The 17,727-nt window shown below is 60.7% G+C and carries 12 protein-coding genes; 2 read left to right on the top strand and 10 right to left on the bottom strand.

The annotated features are described in order from the left end of the window. Positions 1-125: 125 nt before the first annotated feature. The 5 genes from fusA to rpoB all read right to left on the bottom strand — a co-directional run bounded on the left by fusA (position 126) and on the right by rpoB (position 11,023). Positions 126-2,240, bottom strand: a complete 2,115-nt coding sequence (gene fusA, locus CQ020_RS00525) for an elongation factor G (RefSeq protein ID WP_024817594.1) — start codon at positions 2,238-2,240, stop codon at positions 126-128. Between the two features lie 69 nt (positions 2,241-2,309). Next, complete coding sequence (rpsG, locus tag CQ020_RS00530; protein WP_003803829.1) at positions 2,310-2,780, bottom strand: 30S ribosomal protein S7; 471 nt, start codon at positions 2,778-2,780, stop codon at positions 2,310-2,312. Between the two features lies 1 nt (position 2,781). Beyond that, on the bottom strand, positions 2,782-3,156 hold the full coding sequence (gene rpsL / locus CQ020_RS00535; protein ID WP_009358312.1) for a 30S ribosomal protein S12: 375 nt from the start codon (positions 3,154-3,156) through the stop codon (positions 2,782-2,784). A gap of 357 nt (positions 3,157-3,513) precedes the next feature. After that, a complete protein-coding gene (locus tag CQ020_RS00540) occupies positions 3,514-7,413 on the bottom strand; it encodes a DNA-directed RNA polymerase subunit beta' (protein WP_105690093.1) in 3,900 nt (1,299 codons plus the stop codon). 103 nt (positions 7,414-7,516) lie between these two features. Further along, a complete protein-coding gene (gene rpoB, locus CQ020_RS00545; RefSeq protein ID WP_105690386.1) occupies positions 7,517-11,023 on the bottom strand; it encodes a DNA-directed RNA polymerase subunit beta in 3,507 nt (1,168 codons plus the stop codon). A 438-nt stretch (positions 11,024-11,461) separates the two neighbouring features. Between rpoB and CQ020_RS00550 the strand changes: the two genes are divergently transcribed. Both CQ020_RS00550 and CQ020_RS00555 read left to right on the top strand, forming a co-directional pair. Next, positions 11,462-12,661, top strand: a complete 1,200-nt coding sequence (locus tag CQ020_RS00550) for an acetyl-CoA C-acetyltransferase (protein ID WP_105690387.1) — start codon at positions 11,462-11,464, stop codon at positions 12,659-12,661. A gap of 11 nt (positions 12,662-12,672) precedes the next feature. Next, positions 12,673-13,155 (top strand): aminoacyl-tRNA deacylase, encoded by a 483-nt coding sequence (locus CQ020_RS00555; RefSeq protein WP_105690094.1) that lies wholly within the window; start codon positions 12,673-12,675, stop codon positions 13,153-13,155. A 134-nt stretch (positions 13,156-13,289) separates the two neighbouring features. On the opposite strand, the gene rplL is transcribed toward CQ020_RS00555, so the two are convergent. The 5 genes from rplL to rplA form a co-directional block, all read right to left on the bottom strand. Beyond that, complete coding sequence (rplL, locus tag CQ020_RS00560) at positions 13,290-13,667, bottom strand: 50S ribosomal protein L7/L12 (protein ID WP_024817599.1); 378 nt, start codon at positions 13,665-13,667, stop codon at positions 13,290-13,292. A gap of 76 nt (positions 13,668-13,743) precedes the next feature. Beyond that, positions 13,744-14,337 carry a 50S ribosomal protein L10 gene (gene rplJ / locus CQ020_RS00565; RefSeq protein WP_011775605.1) on the bottom strand — a complete coding sequence of 198 codons (594 nt, stop codon included), beginning with the start codon at positions 14,335-14,337 and terminating at the stop codon, positions 13,744-13,746. Between the two features lie 300 nt (positions 14,338-14,637). Beyond that, the gene (locus CQ020_RS00570) at positions 14,638-15,807 is read right to left on the bottom strand and encodes a GNAT family N-acetyltransferase (RefSeq protein WP_105690095.1); all 1,170 of its coding nucleotides are present in this window, start codon (positions 15,805-15,807) and stop codon (positions 14,638-14,640) included. Then, positions 15,786-16,895: a GNAT family N-acetyltransferase gene (locus CQ020_RS00575; protein ID WP_105690096.1), complete on the bottom strand. Its 1,110-nt coding sequence runs from the start codon at positions 16,893-16,895 to the stop codon at positions 15,786-15,788. The genes CQ020_RS00570 and CQ020_RS00575 overlap by 22 nt, the downstream gene beginning before the upstream one ends. Positions 16,896-17,004: 109 nt before the next feature. Continuing rightward, positions 17,005-17,712, bottom strand: a complete 708-nt coding sequence (gene rplA, locus CQ020_RS00580; RefSeq protein ID WP_024817602.1) for a 50S ribosomal protein L1 — start codon at positions 17,710-17,712, stop codon at positions 17,005-17,007. Between the last annotated feature and the right edge of the window lie 15 nt (positions 17,713-17,727).

A 17,727-nucleotide genomic window follows, 5' to 3' on the forward strand; every position in this document is an offset into this window, starting at 1 on the left:
TTCAGGAACCAATGGTAGTTCCTCGAGCCTGTTTGCGCAGGGGCCGGGCCACAGCTCTCGCCGCAGCCCCGCCTCAAACGCTCAGATGCCTTCCCGATACCGGAATTGCATCCGTTACCGGGAGATTACTCGCCGCGGGTTTTCTGGATGATCTCGTCGGCTACTGCCTTGGGGACCTCCGCGTAGCTGTTGAACGTCATGGAGTACACAGCGCGACCCTGGGTCTTGGACCGGAGGTCACCGATGTAGCCGAACATGCCGGACAGCGGAACGTGTGCACGGATAACCTTCACACCTGCTGCGTCTTCCATGGACTGCATCTGGCCACGACGGGCGTTCAGGTCACCGATAACATCACCCATGTATTCCTCAGGTGTGCGGACCTCAACATCCATCAGCGGTTCAAGCAGAACAGGGTTCGCCTTGCGTGCAGCTTCCTTGAAAGCCATACGTCCGGCGATCTTGAACGCCATTTCCGAGGAGTCAACATCGTGGGACGCGCCATCAATCAGCGTGGCCTTGATGCCGACAACCGGGTAACCGGCCAGGACGCCGTCGTTCAGTGCATCCTGGATACCAGCGTCAACGGACGGGATGTATTCGCGCGGAACACGGCCACCAGTGACCTTGTTCACGAACTCGTACAGCTCGCCGGAAGCGGTGTCCATGGGCTCGATCGCAATCTGGATCTTTGCGAACTGACCCGAACCACCGGTCTGCTTCTTGTGCGTGTAGTCAAGGCGCTCGACGGCGCGCTTGATGGTTTCGCGGTAAGCAACCTGCGGCTTGCCAACGTTTGCCTCGACCTTGAATTCGCGGCGCATGCGGTCCACCAGGATGTCCAGGTGGAGCTCGCCCATGCCGGCGATGATGGTCTGGCCCGTATCTTCGTTGAGGGAGACCTGGAAGGTCGGATCCTCAGCGGAGAGCTTCTGGATGGCCGTGGAGAGCTTCTCCTGGTCACCCTTGGTGTTGGGCTCGATCGCAACAGAGATCACGGGCTCCGGGAAGCTCATGGACTCGAGAACAATCTGGTTGTTGGCATCACACAGGGTGTCACCCGTGGTGGTGTCCTTCAGACCGATGGCTGCGTAGATGTGGCCGGCGGTAGCGCCCTCAACAGGCATCTCCTTGTTGGCGTGCATCTGGAACAGCTTGCCGATGCGTTCCTTCTTGCCCTTGGTGGAGTTGACCACCTGGGCGCCTGCCTCAACGTGACCGGAGTACACGCGGACGAAGGTCAGCTGACCGAAGAACGGGTGCGCAGCAATCTTGAAGGCGAGGGCCGAGAACGGCTCGTCAGCAGACGGCTTGCGGGTGAGTTCCTTCTCTTCGTCGCGGGGATCGTGACCGATCATCGGCGGGACGTCGAGCGGGTTCGGCAGGAAGTCAACAACAGCGTCAAGCATCGGCTGGACACCGCGGTTCTTGAAGGCAGAACCACAGAAGACCGGGTAGAGCTCAGAGTTGATGGTCATCTTGCGGATGCCGGCTTTGAGCTCTTCGAGGGTGAGTTCTTCACCTTCGAGGTACTTCTCCATGAGCTCTTCGGAAGCCTCGGCCACAGTCTCAACGAGCTGTGCACGGTACTCTTCGGCCTTGGCCTGGAGGTCCGCCGGGATTTCCTGCACTTCGTAGGAAGCGCCCATGGTGACGTCACCCTTTGCGTCGCCAGGCCAAACCAGGGCGCGCATTTCGAGGAGGTCAACAACACCGATGAAGTCGTTCTCAGCGCCGATGGGCAGCTGCATAACCAACGGCTTGGCACCAAGGCGGGAGATGATGGTGTCTACGGTGAAGTAGAAGTCAGCACCCAGCTTGTCCATCTTGTTGACGAAGCAGATACGCGGAACGTTGTACTTGTCAGCCTGGCGCCAAACAGTCTCGGACTGCGGCTCCACGCCTTCCTTGCCGTCGAAGACAGCAACTGCACCGTCGAGGACGCGCAAGGAGCGCTCAACCTCAACCGTGAAGTCAACGTGGCCCGGGGTGTCGATGATGTTGATCTGGTTCTTGTCCCAGAAGCAAGTCACGGCGGCAGACGTGATGGTGATGCCGCGTTCCTTTTCCTGTTCCATCCAGTCAGTCGTCGAAGCGCCGTCGTGCGTCTCGCCGATCTTGTGGTTCACACCCGTGTAGAACAGGATGCGCTCGGTAGTGGTGGTCTTGCCGGCATCGATGTGGGCCATGATGCCGATGTTGCGGACCTTATTAAGGTCGGTAAGCACGTCCTGTGCCACGGGGTCTCCCTTTCGGATGGACTACACGTTCGCCGCCGGCTCAGTGAGCCGGCGGCGTCCGGAAAGTTTTTACCAGCGGTAGTGTGCGAAGGCCTTGTTGGACTCGGCCATCTTGTGGGTGTCTTCGCGACGCTTCACAGCGGCACCAAGACCATTGGAGGCATCCAGGATTTCGTTCTGGAGGCGCTCGGTCATGGTCTTCTCCCGGCGGGCCTTGGAGTAGCCCACGAGCCAACGCAGAGCGAGGGCGGTGGAGCGACCCGGCTTGACCTCAACCGGAACCTGGTAGGTAGCGCCACCAACACGGCGTGAACGCACCTCGAGTGAAGGCTTGACGTTGTCCATGGCCTTCTTGAGAGCGGCAACGGGGTCGCCGCCGGACTTGGCACGTGCACCTTCGAGTGCGCCGTAAACGATGCGCTCTGCGGTGGACTTCTTGCCGTCAACAAGAACCTTGTTGATCAACTGCGTGACCAACGGGGAGCCGTAAACGGGATCGGAAACTAGCGGCCGCTTCGGGGCCGGACCCTTGCGAGGCATATTACTTCTTCTCCATCTTTGCGCCGTAACGGCTGCGAGCCTGCTTGCGGTTCTTTACACCCTGGGTGTCAAGTGCGCCGCGGACGATCTTGTAGCGGACACCCGGAAGGTCCTTAACACGACCACCACGAACGAGCACGATGGAGTGCTCCTGGAGGTTGTGGCCAACACCGGGGATGTAGGCGGTAACTTCCACGCCACCGTTGAGGCGCACACGTGCCACCTTACGGAGAGCCGAGTTCGGCTTCTTGGGGGTGGTGGTGTAAACGCGGGTGCAAACACCGCGGCGCATCGGGCTGCCCTTCAGCGCGGGAGCCTTGGTCTTGGAGACCTTCGGCGTGCGGCCCTTGCGGACCAGCTGGTTAATCGTAGGCACTTTCGTGTTCTCCGTTGTTTGATCTCTGCCCCCACACACAGGCGCCAGCCTGAGTAAACGTGGGAACTTTGGCGTTGCTCGTGCAGCCGGCCGAAACTCCGGTAGGCGTGCAAAAGTGCGGCATTCGTTGCGCATGTTGCCCGCAACCCGGAAACAGGCTCCACCCAGCACCATGAGAACAAAACCAAAATGATGCTGCGGCGGCCTTCATCCACTGCCACACAGAACAATTACCAAAAGTCTAGCACGGCTTGATCTAGGGCCTTAATCGGGTGTATGGCGTCCAAACGGGTGAAGGCCCCATGCCCTTGCGGACAGGAGGCCTTCACCTTTCACTCGTGAAGCTGACGATTCCGTTTAGCGGAAGTCGTTACCGAGATCGTAGTCATCCAGCGGGATGGCGTGGAACTCGGGAGCTCCGTCGCCACCCAGGGCGTCATAGGAGAAGTCGGTGAAAGCGCTGGGGCCCGTGAACAGGCTTGCCTTTGCTTCCTCCGTCGGCTCCACAGTGACCTCTGTGTAGCGGGGCAGACCCGTACCAGCCGGGATGAGCTTACCGATGATGACGTTTTCCTTGAGGCCGAGCAGCGGATCGCTCTTGCCTTCCATGGCCGCCTGCGTCAGAACGCGGGTGGTTTCCTGGAAGGAAGCTGCCGACAGCCAGGACTCGGTAGCCAAGGAAGCCTTGGTGATACCCATGAGTTCCGGACGACCCGAAGCCGGGGACTTGCCCTCGGATACGACGCGGCGGTTCTCGTCCTCGAAGCGGGCGCGCTCTGCAAGCTCACCGGGGAGCAGGTCGGAGTCGCCGGACTCGATGACGGTCACGCGGCGCAGCATCTGGCGGACAATAACCTCGACGTGCTTGTCGTGGATACCAATACCCTGGCTGCGGTAAACGCCCTGAACTTCGTCCACAAGGAACTTCTGTGCAGCACGCGGACCCATGATGCGCAGAACCTGCTTCGGGTCCACAGGACCGTGGATCAGCTTCTGGCCGACGCTGACGTGCTCGCCATCCTCGATGAGGAGACGTGAACGGCGCAGCACCGGGTAGGCAATCTCTTCGGAACCATCGTCCGGAGTGATGACCAGTCGCATCTGGCGCTCGGACTCTTCGATGGTGATGCGGCCGGCTGCTTCAGCAATCGGTGCCACACCCTTCGGAGTACGGGCTTCGAAGAGCTCCTGGATACGGGGCAGACCCTGGGTGATGTCGTCGCCACCACCGGCGGAAACAGCACCACCGGTGTGGAACGTACGCATGGTCAGCTGGGTACCGGGTTCACCGATGGACTGTGCGGCAATGATGCCCACGGCCTCCCCGATGTCCACGGTCTTGCCAGTGGCCAGCGAACGGCCGTAGCAGAGTGCACAGGTGCCCACCTTGGACTCACAAGTGAGTACGGAGCGTACCTTGACCTCGGTGATGCCTGCAGCCAGCAGCTGGTCGATAACGACGTCGCCGCAGTCGGTGCCGCCGGCAGCCAGGACGTTGCCCTGGGCATCGACGACGTCGACAGCCAGCGTACGTGCGTAGGCGCTGTTCTCGACGTTCTCGTCCAGGACGAGCTCACCGTTGGAATCCGGAACGGCGATCGGGGTGACCAGACCGCGCTCGGTACCACAGTCCTCTTCGCGGACGATAACGTCCTGCGAAACGTCCACCAGACGACGGGTCAAGTAACCCGAGTTGGCGGTACGAAGAGCGGTATCGGCCAGACCCTTACGGGCACCGTGCGTAGCGATGAAGTATTCCAGCACCGACAGGCCCTCGCGGTAGGAGGACTTGATGGGGCGAGGAATGATCTCACCCTTCGGGTTGGCCACAAGACCACGGATACCCGCAATCTGGCGGACCTGCATCCAGTTACCACGTGCACCGGAGGACACCATGCGGTTGATGGTGTTCATCGGGGACAGGCTGTCGCGCATCGCCTGGGCGATTTCGTTGGTTGCCTTGTTCCAGATTTCGATCAGTTCCTGGCGACGCTCGTCGTCGTCGATCAGGCCCTTGTCGTACTGGCCCTGGATCTTGGCAGCCATGTTCTCGTAACCAGCCAGGATGGCAGGCTTGGAAGTAGGTACCTCGATGTCGGAGATGGCAACCGTGACACCCGAACGGGTGGCCCAGTAGAAACCGGCATCCTTCAGGTTGTCCAGCGTTGCCGCGGTAACAACCTTCGGGTAGCGCTCTGCGAGGTCGTTGACGATCCGGGACAGTTCGCCCTTGTCAGCAACAGCCTCAACCCAGGGGTAATCCTCGGGCAGCGTCTGGTTGAAGATGACCTGACCCAGGGAGGTTTCAACGAGAGCAGTCTGACCTGGCTCCCAACCTTCCGGAGCTTCCCAGCCAGCGTAAGGAACGAAGTCCTCCAGACGGATCTTGACCTGGGAGTTCAGGTGCAGGTCACGGGCGTCGTACGCCATGATTGCTTCCGAAACCGAGGAGAAGATACGGCCTTCGCCGGCAGAGCCGACGCGCTTGGTGGTCAGGTGGTACAGGCCGATGATCATATCCTGCGAAGGCAGGGTCACCGGACGGCCATCGGACGGCTTCAAGATGTTGTTCGAGGACAGCATCAGGATGCGGGCTTCGGCCTGGGCTTCCGGGCTCAGCGGCAGGTGGACTGCCATCTGGTCGCCGTCGAAGTCAGCGTTGAAGGCGCCACAAACCAGCGGGTGAAGCTGGATTGCCTTGCCTTCCACAAGCTGCGGTTCGAAAGCCTGGATGCCGAGACGGTGCAGGGTAGGTGCACGGTTGAGCAGCACCGGGTGTTCGGTGATGATCTCTTCCAGCACGTCCCAAACCTGCGGACGGTAACGCTCGACCATACGCTTTGCCGACTTGATGTTCTGCGCGTGGTTGAGGTCAACCAGGCGCTTCATCACGAACGGCTTGAAGAGCTCCAGAGCCATCTGCTTGGGCAGACCACACTGGTGCAGCTTCAGCTGCGGGCCGACCACGATGACCGAACGGCCGGAGTAGTCGACGCGCTTGCCGAGGAGGTTCTGACGGAAACGACCCTGCTTGCCCTTGAGCATGTCGCTCAGGGACTTCAGCGGACGGTTGCCCGGACCCGTGACGGGGCGGCCGCGACGGCCGTTGTCGAAGAGGCTGTCAACAGCTTCCTGAAGCATGCGCTTCTCGTTGTTGACGATGATCTCCGGAGCACCGAGGTCAAGCAGGCGCTTGAGACGGTTGTTGCGGTTGATCACACGACGGTAGAGGTCGTTGAGGTCGGAGGTCGCGAAGCGGCCACCGTCCAACTGGACCATCGGGCGCAGTTCCGGCGGGATCACCGGGACGGCGTCAAGAACCATGCCGAGCGGGCTGTTGTTGGTGGTCAGGAACGCGTTGACAACCTTCAGGCGCTTCAGGGCACGCGTCTTACGCTGGCCCTTGCCGTTCTGGATGGTGTCGCGCAGGGACTCAGCCTCAGCCTGCATGTCGAAGGTCTCAAGGCGCTTCTTGATCGCTTCGGCACCCATGGAGCCTTCGAAGTACAAGCCATAGCGGTCGCGGAGTTCACGGTAAAGGCCTTCGTCACCTTCAAGGTCAGCGACCTTGAGGTTCTTGAAGCGGTCCCAAACCTGCTCAAGGCGCTCGATGTCGGCGTCGGCACGCTTGCGGACGTTCGCCATCTGGCGGTCAGCAGAGTCGCGGGCCTTCTTCTTGTCGGCAGCCTTGGCGCCTTCGCCTTCAAGACGGGCAAGCTCGTCTTCAAGATCGCGGGCGATCGTGGCGATGTCGCTGTCGCGGTTGTCAACCATCTGCTTCTTCTCGAGGTCGTGCTCAACCTGGAGGTTCGGCAGTTCGGCGTGACGGCTTTCCGTGTCAACGCTGGTGATCATGTAGGCAGCGAAGTAAATGACCTTCTCAAGGTCCTTCGGCGCCAGGTCCAAAAGGTAGCCCAAGCGCGAAGGAACGCCCTTGAAGTACCAGATGTGGGTTACAGGCGCGGCCAACTCAATGTGGCCCATGCGCTCACGGCGCACCTTGGCGCGGGTGACTTCAACGCCACAACGCTCGCAGATGATGCCCTTGAAGCGGACGCGCTTGTACTTGCCGCAGTAGCATTCCCAGTCGCGGGACGGGCCGAAGATCTTCTCGCAGAAGAGGCCGTCCTTCTCGGGCTTGAGCGTGCGGTAGTTGATGGTTTCCGGCTTCTTGACCTCACCGTAAGACCATCCGCGGATGTCTTCCGCGGTGGCGAGGCCGATCTGCATGAGGCCGAAGGAGGATTCGCTGGACATATGGTCCCTGTTCTCTCTTGTTCTCTAAATTCTGAAGTCTTGGTTACGGGAAGAGGGAGCTGTTCCGACGGACAGAAGTTGTTTCTGTCCGCCGGAACAGCTGCTAGACCTCTTCTACGGAACTGGGCTCTGCACGAGACAGATCGATGCCCAGTTCTTCCGCAGCCGTGAAGACTGCGTCATCAGAGTCACGCATTTCGATCGTGGTTCCGTCGGTGGAAAGTACTTCCACGTTCAGGCACAACGACTGCATTTCCTTGATCAAGACCTTGAAGGACTCGGGAACGCCAGGCTCAGGGATGTTCTCGCCCTTGACGATGGCTTCGTAGACCTTCACACGACCATGGATGTCATCCGACTTGATCGTGAGGAGTTCCTGAAGGGTGTACGCGGCACCGTAAGCTTCGAGCGCCCACACTTCCATTTCACCGAAGCGCTGGCCACCGAACTGAGCCTTACCACCCAGCGGCTGCTGCGTGATCATGGAGTACGGGCCGGTGGAGCGCGCGTGGATCTTGTCGTCCACCAAGTGGTGGAGCTTCAGGATGTACATGTAACCGACGGAGATCGGGTCCGGGAACGGCTCGCCTGAGCGGCCGTCAAACAGACGGGTCTTGCCGGAGGAGTCGATCAGGCGGTCGCCGTCGCGAGTCACGTTGGTGGAGTCAAGCAGGCCCGTGATCTCTTCTTCGCGGGCGCCATCGAACACCGGGGTGGCAACGGTGGTCTGGCCGGTTTCACGGGGCAGGTTGGGCAGGTTCTTGACCCACTCCGGCTCGCCTTCGATCTTCCAACCGGTCTTGGCAACCCAACCGAGGTGGGTTTCCAGGACCTGGCCAACGTTCATTCGACCCGGAACACCAAGCGGGTTCAGGACGATGTCCACCGGGGTACCGTCTGCAAGGAAGGGCATATCTTCGATCGGGAGGATCTTGGAGATAACACCCTTGTTGCCGTGACGGCCGGCGAGCTTGTCGCCGTCGGTGATCTTACGCTTGGCTGCAACGTAGACGCGGACCAGCTGGTTCACGCCCGGGGGCAGTTCGTCGTCGTTGTCGCGGTCGAAGACGCGCACGCCGATGACCGTACCGGACTCGCCGTGGGGCACCTTCAGGGAGGTGTCGCGGACTTCGCGGGACTTCTCACCGAAGATTGCGCGGAGGAGGCGCTCTTCCGGGGTCAGTTCGGTTTCACCCTTAGGGGTGACCTTTCCGACCAGGATGTCGCCAGCTTCAACCTCGGCACCGATGTGGATGATGCCGCGCTCGTCCAGGCCTGCAAGGACTTCCTCGGACACGTTGGGGATGTCACGCGTGATTTCCTCGGCACCAAGCTTGGTGTCGCGGGCATCAATTTCGTGCTCCTCGATGTGGATGGAGGAAAGAACATCCTCAGCGACGATGCGCTGGGACAGGATGATGGCGTCCTCGAAGTTGTGGCCTTCCCATGACATGAATGCCACGAGCAGGTTCTTTCCGAGGGCAAGCTCACCCTGGTCCGTTGCGGGACCGTCGGCGATGATGCCGCCAACTTCCAGACGCTGGCCTTCGTTGACCAGAACGCGGTGGTTGTAGCAGTTGCCCTGGTTGGAACGGGCGAACTTGTTGATGCGGTAGTTGGTCTCAGTACCGTCGTCGTTGATCATCACAACGAGCTCAGCGGAAACCTCGGTAACCACGCCAGCCTTCTTCGCGATGACAACGTCACCGGCGTCGACGGCTGCTGCGCGCTCCATGCCGGTGCCCACGAAGGGAGCCTCGGAACGGACCAGTGGCACGGCCTGGCGCTGCATGTTGGCACCCATGAGTGCACGGTTGGCATCGTCATGCTCAAGGAACGGAATCAGGGCGGTTGCCACGGAAACCATCTGGCGCGGAGAAACGTCCATGAACTGAACTTCTGCAGCGGGAACCAGAACGGGCTCGCCTCCACCACCACGGGCACGGACAAGGACGGTCTCTTCAGAGAACTTCTTGTCAGCATCCAGAGGAGCGTTGGCCTGTGCGATCAGGACCTCTGCTTCGTCGTCGGCCGTCAGGTACTGGACCTCGTCGGAAACGACGCCTTCGGCAACCAGACGGTACGGCGTCTCGATGAAACCGAACGGGTTGATGCGGCCGTAGGAAGCCAGCGAGCCGATCAGACCAATGTTCGGGCCTTCAGGGGTTTCGATGGGGCACATACGTCCGTAGTGGGACGGGTGAACGTCTCGAACTTCCATGCCTGCACGGTCACGGGACAGACCACCCGGGCCAAGTGCCGACAGGCGGCGCTTGTGGGTCAGACCCGAGAGCGGGTTGTTCTGGTCCATGAACTGCGACAGCTGGGACGTTCCGAAGAACTCCTTGATTGCTGCCACAACGGGACGGATGTTGATCAGTGTCTGCGGCGTGATGGCCTCGACGTCCTGCGTGGTCATACGTTCGCGAACGACGCGTTCCATGCGGGAAAGACCGGTGCGGACCTGGTTCTCGATCAGTTCGCCCACGGCGCGGATGCGACGGTTGCCGAAGTGGTCGATGTCGTCGACGTCGACGCGGAGCTCGTGGTCTTCGCCGTCGCGCTTGCCCATGAGGGTCTTCTCGCCGGCGTGAAGCGCAACGAGGAACTTGATCATGGCAACGATGTCTTCAACGTGCAGGACCGAGGCTTCCTTGTCACCAAGGGAGCGGTCGATGCCGAGCTTGCGGTTGATCTTGTAACGGCCAACCTTGGCAAGATCGTAACGCTTGGCATTGAAGTACAGGTTGTCCAGCAGGGACTGGGCAGCCTCAACTGTGGGCGGCTCGCCCGGACGCAGCTTGCGGTAGATGTCCAAGAGCGCATCTTCGCGGGTTTCGGTGGCGTCCTTCTCCAGCGTTGCACGCATGGAGTCGTACTGACCGAACTCTTCCAGGATCTGGCCTTCGGTCCAGCCGAGGGCCTTCAGGAGAACCGTGACCGACTGCTTGCGCTTACGGTCGAGGCGAACGCCGACCTGGTCGCGCTTGTCGATTTCGAGTTCAAACCATGCACCACGGGACGGGATGATCTTCGCAGTGAAGATGTCCTTGTCACTGGTCTTGTCAGCGGTGCGCTCAAAGTAGGCGCCCGGCGAACGGACCAACTGGGAGACAACGACGCGCTCTGTGCCGTTGACGACGAACGTTCCCTTTTCAGTCATGAGGGGGAAGTCGCCCATGAACACGGTCTGCTGCTTGATTTCGCCCGTGTTGTTGTTCATGAACTCGGCCTTGACATACAGCGGTGCCGAGTAAGTGGCGTCACGGTCTTTACATTCGGCCATGGTGTACTTCGGGTCAGCGAACTCCGGCTCCGAGAAGCTCAGGGACATGGTGCCCTGGAAGTCCTCGATGGGGGAGATCTCTTCGAAGATGTCGGCAAGTCCGGAGCTGGTGGCGACGCTGAGGTCGCCCTCCTCGACAGCCTTCGCTACCCGCGCCTGCCAGCGTTCGTTTCCGACCAGCCAGTCAAAGCTGTCTGTCTGCAGGGCGAGAAGATTCGGAACATCAAGGGGTTCGTGAATCTTTGCGAATGAGAGGCGGCGGGTGGCACCATCGGTGCTTGCCGTGTTAGCGGTTTCGTTATTAGAGGTGCTCGAGGCGACCAAGAGGGATCCTTCCACAGACCTTCAGGCGTTTTCAGATCTCCCCCGTTTGCATTCTGCAGAGTGCTCCGCAGAATACTTGTTCCGGTTCCGCTATATGACCCGGACCCAGTCCGCTTATGACCGTGCACGTTGTAGGAACGGCACGTCAAGGACGCAGCTGAGAGGTAAAGCCCACCGCTATATGAAGGCTGAAGGTTAACAGGGAAGACGCAAATATCTACGATACGGCAATGCAGCCTTTCTGTCTACCCCAGATCGTCCGTGATTGCAAGCACGGTTGCTGCAGGCACCAATGCCCGGGAAATTCCCCCGGAAATCCGCGCGGAAGGCGGGAAGACCGGCCAAGGAATGGGACCAACGGCACAATTGTTGAAGTGGTGGGCCGCAGCGCGCTCCGCGATAGCCTTGCTACACCACTCCCGGATCGGAAGAGAGACCATGACCAACTCCGCTGACGACAATGACGTTGTCATCCTTGCTGCTTCCCGCACCCCACAGGGTCGGCTCAACGGACAATTGGCGGGATTCACCGCCGTCGACCTTGGCGCTCATGCCATCACCGCAGCGTTGGCGGCCAGCGGGGTCAAAGCCGAACAGGTGGACGCTGTCATCATGGGCCAGGTGCTTCAGGCAGGCACGGGACAAAATCCGGCCCGGCAAAGCGCCATCGCCGCCGGTGTTGGTTGGAACATCCCCGCTGTCACCATCAACAAGGTCTGCCTCTCCGGGCTCACCGCAGTCATTGATGCCGCCCGCATGATCCGCAGCGGTGATGCCACAGTAGTTGTTGCCGGCGGACAGGAATCCATGACCAGGGCTCCGCACCTCCTCCCGGGATCCCGCCAAGGCTGGACGTACGGAGCCATCCAGGCGCTGGATGTCGCCGCCCACGATGGCCTCACCGATGCTTTCGACGGACAGTCCATGGGCTTGTCCACCGAAACGAAGAACGTCACCCTCGGCATTGACCGCAAGGCCCAGGACGAAGTCGCTGCGGCCTCGCACCAGCGCGCCGCTGCCGCCATCGCAGACGGAACCTTCGACGTCGAAATCGCTCCGGTAAGCGTCAAGCAGCGCAAGGGCGATCCCCTGGTGCTCACCACGGATGAGGGCGTCAGGCCCAACACTACGGTGGAGACGCTGGCACCGCTCAAGGCGGCCTTCGCCACCGACGGCACGATCACGGCCGGCAACTCCTCTCCCCTGTCCGACGGCGCCTCCGCACTGGTGCTGACCAGTCGCCGGTTCGCCAAGGACAACGGGCTGGACTACCTTGCCGTTGTTGGCAAGCCCGGACAGGTTGCAGGGCCTGACAACTCGCTTCATTCCCAGCCGTCGAACGCCATTGCGCAGGCCCTGAAACGAGCGGGCTGGACAGCGGAGGACTTGGACTTCATCGAAATCAACGAAGCTTTCGGCTCAGTGGCCGTACAGTCCCTCAAGGATCTCCACTATCCCCTGGAGAAGTGCAACATCCATGGCGGCGCCATCGCCTTGGGCCACCCGATTGGGGCGTCCGGTGCACGGCTCGCGTTGCACGCCGCGCACGAGCTTAAGCGCAGGGGAACCGGAAAAGCGGCCGTCTCCCTCTGTGGAGGCGGAGGTCAGGGTGAAGCCCTCCTCCTGTACCGCGACTGAAAGGAGTCGGCATGACTGAAGCTACTACCGAGGGAGCCGAGCGGTTCCTGTCTGATGCCGCCGCGCGCGGACTGGACGTGGACGTCGTCGAGCGCCCTGCTGCGCGGAGCCTTGAAGAAGCTGCCGGCATCCTGGGCATCAGCCCGGCCGACATCGTGAAGTCGTTGGTGGTCAAGCACCGCGACGGCAGCTTCCTGTTCGCGCTCATCCCAGGCGATCGCCAGATCTCATGGCCCAAGCTACGTGCCTTGGTGGGTGTCAATAAGCTCTCACTCCCGCCTGCAGACGTTGCCTTGGCCGCCACCGGCTATGAACGAGGCACCATTACGCCGCTCGGCAGCACCACCCCTTGGCCCGTGTACGCCGACTCCACGGTTACCGGGCGTCGCATTTCCATGGGTGCCGGGGCACATGGACGGAGCGCGTTCGTGGATGCGGATGCACTCACCGCGGCCCTGGGCGCGATAGTGGCGGACATCAGCGAGCCCAACTGAGTGACAGTTGAGGCCGTTCTGACAGCTCGGAACGACCTCAACTGCGACCCACTTGGGTGCATTAAACCTTGGGTGCATTAAGCGCAGGAAGCCCCGCCCGGCGAACCGGACGGGGCTTCCACAAGCAAGACGAGTTACTTGAGGGTAACCGTGGCGCCAGCTTCTTCGAGCTGAGCCTTTGCCTTCTCGGCAGCTTCCTTGGTGGCGCCTTCGAGAACAGCCTTCGGTGCGCTGTCAACAACATCCTTGGCTTCCTTGAGGCCGAGGGAAGTGATGGCGCGAACTTCCTTGATCACTGCGATCTTCTTGTCGCCAGCAGCTTCGAGGATGACGTCAAATTCAGTCTTCTCTTCAGCAGCTTCAGCAGCACCGCCGGCAGCGGGGCCAGCAACTGCAACAGCAGCAGCCGTAACTTCGAAGGTCTCTTCGAAGAGCTTGACGAACTCGGAGAGCTCGATGATGGTCAGTTCCTTGAAAGCTTCAATGAGCTCTTCGTTGCTGAGCTTCGCCATGGTGGCGTCCTTCCATTAGTTGGTGCAGATCCGGGCTAAACCGGTCCATGCACCAGATTTTGATTGAGGGGAGAACTTAGTTCTCTTCGGTTGCAGCTTCAGCGGCTTCGGCCGGAGCCGCAACCTCTTCAGCAGCAGCCTCTTCAGCGGCCGGAGCTTCTTCAGCGGCCGGTGCAGATGCGCCGCCCTCTTCTTCAAGCTTGAGGCGCAGAGCGTCGATGATGCGTGCAGCAGCGGATGCGGGAGCCTTGAGGACACCAGCAACACGTGCAAGCTGCAGCTCGCGGGACTCGAGGGCTGCCAGTGCGGCAACTCCTGCTGCGTCCAATGCCTTGCCTTCGAAGACGCCGGTCTTGATAACCAGCTGCTTGTTGGCCTTGGCAAAGTCCGTCAGGCTCTTGGCAGCAGCAACAGCGTCACCCTTGATGAAGGCGATTGCAGTAGGGCCGGCGAGCTGATCGTTGAATGCTTCAACTCCAGCTTCCTTGGCTGCAATGGCACTCAGGGTGTTCTTGACGACCGAGAACTTGGTGTCCTGGCCGAGCGCAACACGCAGTTCCTTGAGCTGTGCAACAGTGAGCCCGCGGTATTCGGTCAGGACAGCCGCGTTCGATTCCTTGAAATCGTTGGTGATCTCTGCAACTGCGGAGATCTTGCTAGGCGTTGTCATAACCCTCCTTCCGGGGAATAAAGCCGGTCTTCCGGGTCCCCGCTCACGAGAGCTAAAACTAAAAAACGCCCCGCGCAGATGCACGGGGCTTGGCTCAACACAGTTTTATCCGTGGAGACTTGCTTCGTTCACCTGCGCCGGCCGCCCTATGTTCAGGGTCCTTCGTCAAGGAATTCACTTTTGCCTCAAGGGCGCAGCTACAGAATTGAGCCATGCTCGAAAGAGTGGATTCCCATCAACCGACGGTCTTTGGTAATTCAAGGTTACGGGAGAGTGTTCGGCAAACCAAATCGGCCCTGCCTAGTCTGAGGACGTTGCTCCCGACAACCTGCCCGGAAGTTCCTTCTGCCACAGTCCAGTGACGCCCGCAGTGGTAAAGCCCAACTGCTTGTTCACGGTCAGGAGGTACCTGTTCTCCGGCGCGTTCCATGTATAGATGACGCGGGCGTCCGGGAACTGCTCGCTCAGCCGTTCCATATTGGCAACCTTGATCAGCAAGCCGAGCTTGTTGCCCCGGTGTTCCTGCAGGACCAAAGTATCGTCTTGGAAAACCACGTCCTGGCGGTGCGCAAGAACACTGATGGTGGTCAGGCCCACCAGGCGTCCGCTCTCGATATGCTCGACGGCGGTCACCACGGTGCGTCGCCCCTGCGCCAAAGCGGCGTTCTCGGTTTCTCGCAGAACAGCTTCATCGAAAACCATTCCGCTCGCTTCAACTTCAGGCGCGTCCTCGTCTCCCTCGTCCCTGACCACTTCGCCAGCCGCGTTCTCCAGCGCGGCAACGGCTTCCAGCCAAGCTTCGGGGCAACGGTCCGTCCAGTGGTGCAGGGTGTACCGGCCGCCGTTGGCCTCTTCTGCTTCAAGCTGCAGATCCCCCACCAGTTTGGAATCCAGGGGAAGCACGCATGAGCTGAACTGTTCAATGTGCTGGAGGGTGTACCCGGCCCGTTTGGCGAAGTCCACCTCCCTGCTGCTCACTGGCACAAAACCTGCGCCGCTGCCCGGGATCAACTGGTCCTCGGGTATCTCAGTGAGTGACGTTGCCGGATGATTCGTATCCACCAACGCCATGATGCGGCCCTCAGCCCGGGCGAGTTGCTCCGCGGCCTCCAGCAACTGACGTCCGACGCCCTGCCCCTGGAACTCGGGCAGGATGTCCAAGGTGAACTCCGCCAGGTCCAGGTTGTCCGCCAGGGGCAAGGCGATGTCCACCGTACCCACAATGACGCCATTCACTTTTGCCACCAGAATGACCTGGCGCTCATAGGGGTCAGAAAGCTCCAACAGCTTTTCCAACGGCGTATAGGCGAGGTCGTCACTCCCCCAGGTCTCCATGCGTACCCGGCGCCCTACTTCCACGGCATCCAGGAAATCAGCGGCATCGGGGCTGTCCAAGGTGTCAGGCACCCACAGCTGCTCGACTTGAACGGTGTTCGTCTCGTCTACAGTCATTCCCGCCGTTTCTGCCATTCGCCGTCAAAGCCGGAAGGCTCGAACCCCAAGGCGATATTTATGGCCAGCATATGCTGGTTTTCATTGGCGTTCCACGTCATCACCGACGTGGCGGCAGGCCAAAGCTCCTCAATACGGCGAAGATTGGCAATCTTGACCAGCATCCCAAGGCCGTGCCCGCGGTGCCCAGGAGCAACCAACGTATCCTCTTGGTACACCATGCCCGGGGTGGCCTCGCGGTGAGTGAGGATGGTGTATGCCGCCAACTCCCCTGTGGCGTCGTGGCGGGCAACCGCTGCCGTGGAAGCTACGCCACCTGCCAGCCACGTGGCTTCCTCCACACGGACACGGTTGGCATCCCACTCCTCGCCCTCCCAGCCGAGGCCTGCGATGGGCACCTCAGTGCTCATCAGGCTTTTGAGCTTGGCGAAGACGTCCACGAGCTCGTCAGGGCAGCGGTCCTGCCACCCGATGAAGCTGTAGCCTGCTGCCCGCCTCATCGCCTGCTCTTCAAGGTCCTTCAGGAGCTCTTTGCGGACCGGGACGGCCAGCGTGCTGTTGGTTTCAACCTGCTCCAGCGAGTAACCGTGATGGAGGGCAAACCCGGTGGAGGCAGATTCCAGTGGGACACCACCCGTGCCGGACTTTGCCTCCAGCAACTCACTGCCCGGGATGAGGAGTTTGATTGGCTCGGCGCAAAACGCATCAAAGGAAACACGGTCCCGTTCGCGGGCCAGCTTCTCCAGCAGCTCGAGGATCCTTGTCCCAATGCCGCGGCGGCGATAGCCGGCGTCCACCAGGACGTCCACACCCGCCGTCGTCGTGTTTTCACTCAGCGGCAATGTCAGCGTTCCGCTGCCCACCACGGTCCCCTGGAGGCGAGCAAGGAAGACCTGCCGCTCTTCGTACGCATTGCCCTGCCAGAAGAGGACAGCTTCGGCCAGAGTGGAGCAACGGTCCAGATTGCCCCAGAGATCCAGGTGATGGGCAACGTCCAGTTCATGGAAGGCGAGGAAATCGGGCGCCCCCGTCGCGTCAGGGCTTGTGGGGACCGTAATCCGTTCTACGGACAACCCGGCGAGGGCGGAGGAGTTCGACGACGACACGCACCAAATCCTACGGCGCACCACTGCTGGTGAACAGGCAAAAGGGCAAGAAAAAGGACCGCCCGGCAGAGCCGGACGGTCCTTTTATCAGAGCAAGTGCCCGCGAAGCTTACGCGTCGACGAGGACCTTGGTGACGTTCGGGTCAACGGTGATGCCCGGACCGAACGTGGTGGCAACGGTAGCCTTCTGGATGTAGCGGCCCTTGGAAGCGGACGGCTTCAAACGAAGCACCTCTTCCAGTGCAGCTGCGTAGTTCTCGGCCAGCTTGTTGATGTCGAAGGACACCTTGCCGATGATGAAGTGCAGGTTGGAGTGCTTGTCGACGCGGAAGTCGATCTTGCCACCCTTGATGTCGTTGACAGCCTTGGTGACGTCCGGGGTAACCGTACCGGTCTTCGGGTTCGGCATCAGGTTACGCGGTCCGAGGACCTTACCCAGACGGCCAACCTTGCCCATGAGGTCAGGGGTTGCCACTGCGGCGTCGAAGTCGGTCCAGCCGGCTGCGATCTTTTCGATCAGGTCATCGGAACCAACGAAGTCGGCGCCGGCAGCGATTGCTGCTTCAGCCTTGTCGCCGGTTGCGAAAACGAGGACGCGGGCGGTCTTACCGGTGCCGTGGGGCAGGTTGACGGTGCCACGAACCATCTGGTCAGCCTTACGCGGGTCAACGCCCAGACGGAAAGCGACCTCAACGGTTGCGTCGAACTTGGAAGGATTGGTGTCCTTCGCGAGGGTGATGGCCTCGATCGGGGCGTAGACCTTGTCTGCCTCGATCTTGGCTACGGCTGCCTCATATGCTTTGCTGCGCTTTGCCATGCTGCTATTTCTCCT

It is taken from the genome of Arthrobacter sp. MYb23 (genome assembly GCF_002979775.1).
Classification (GTDB): domain Bacteria; phylum Actinomycetota; class Actinomycetes; order Actinomycetales; family Micrococcaceae; genus Arthrobacter.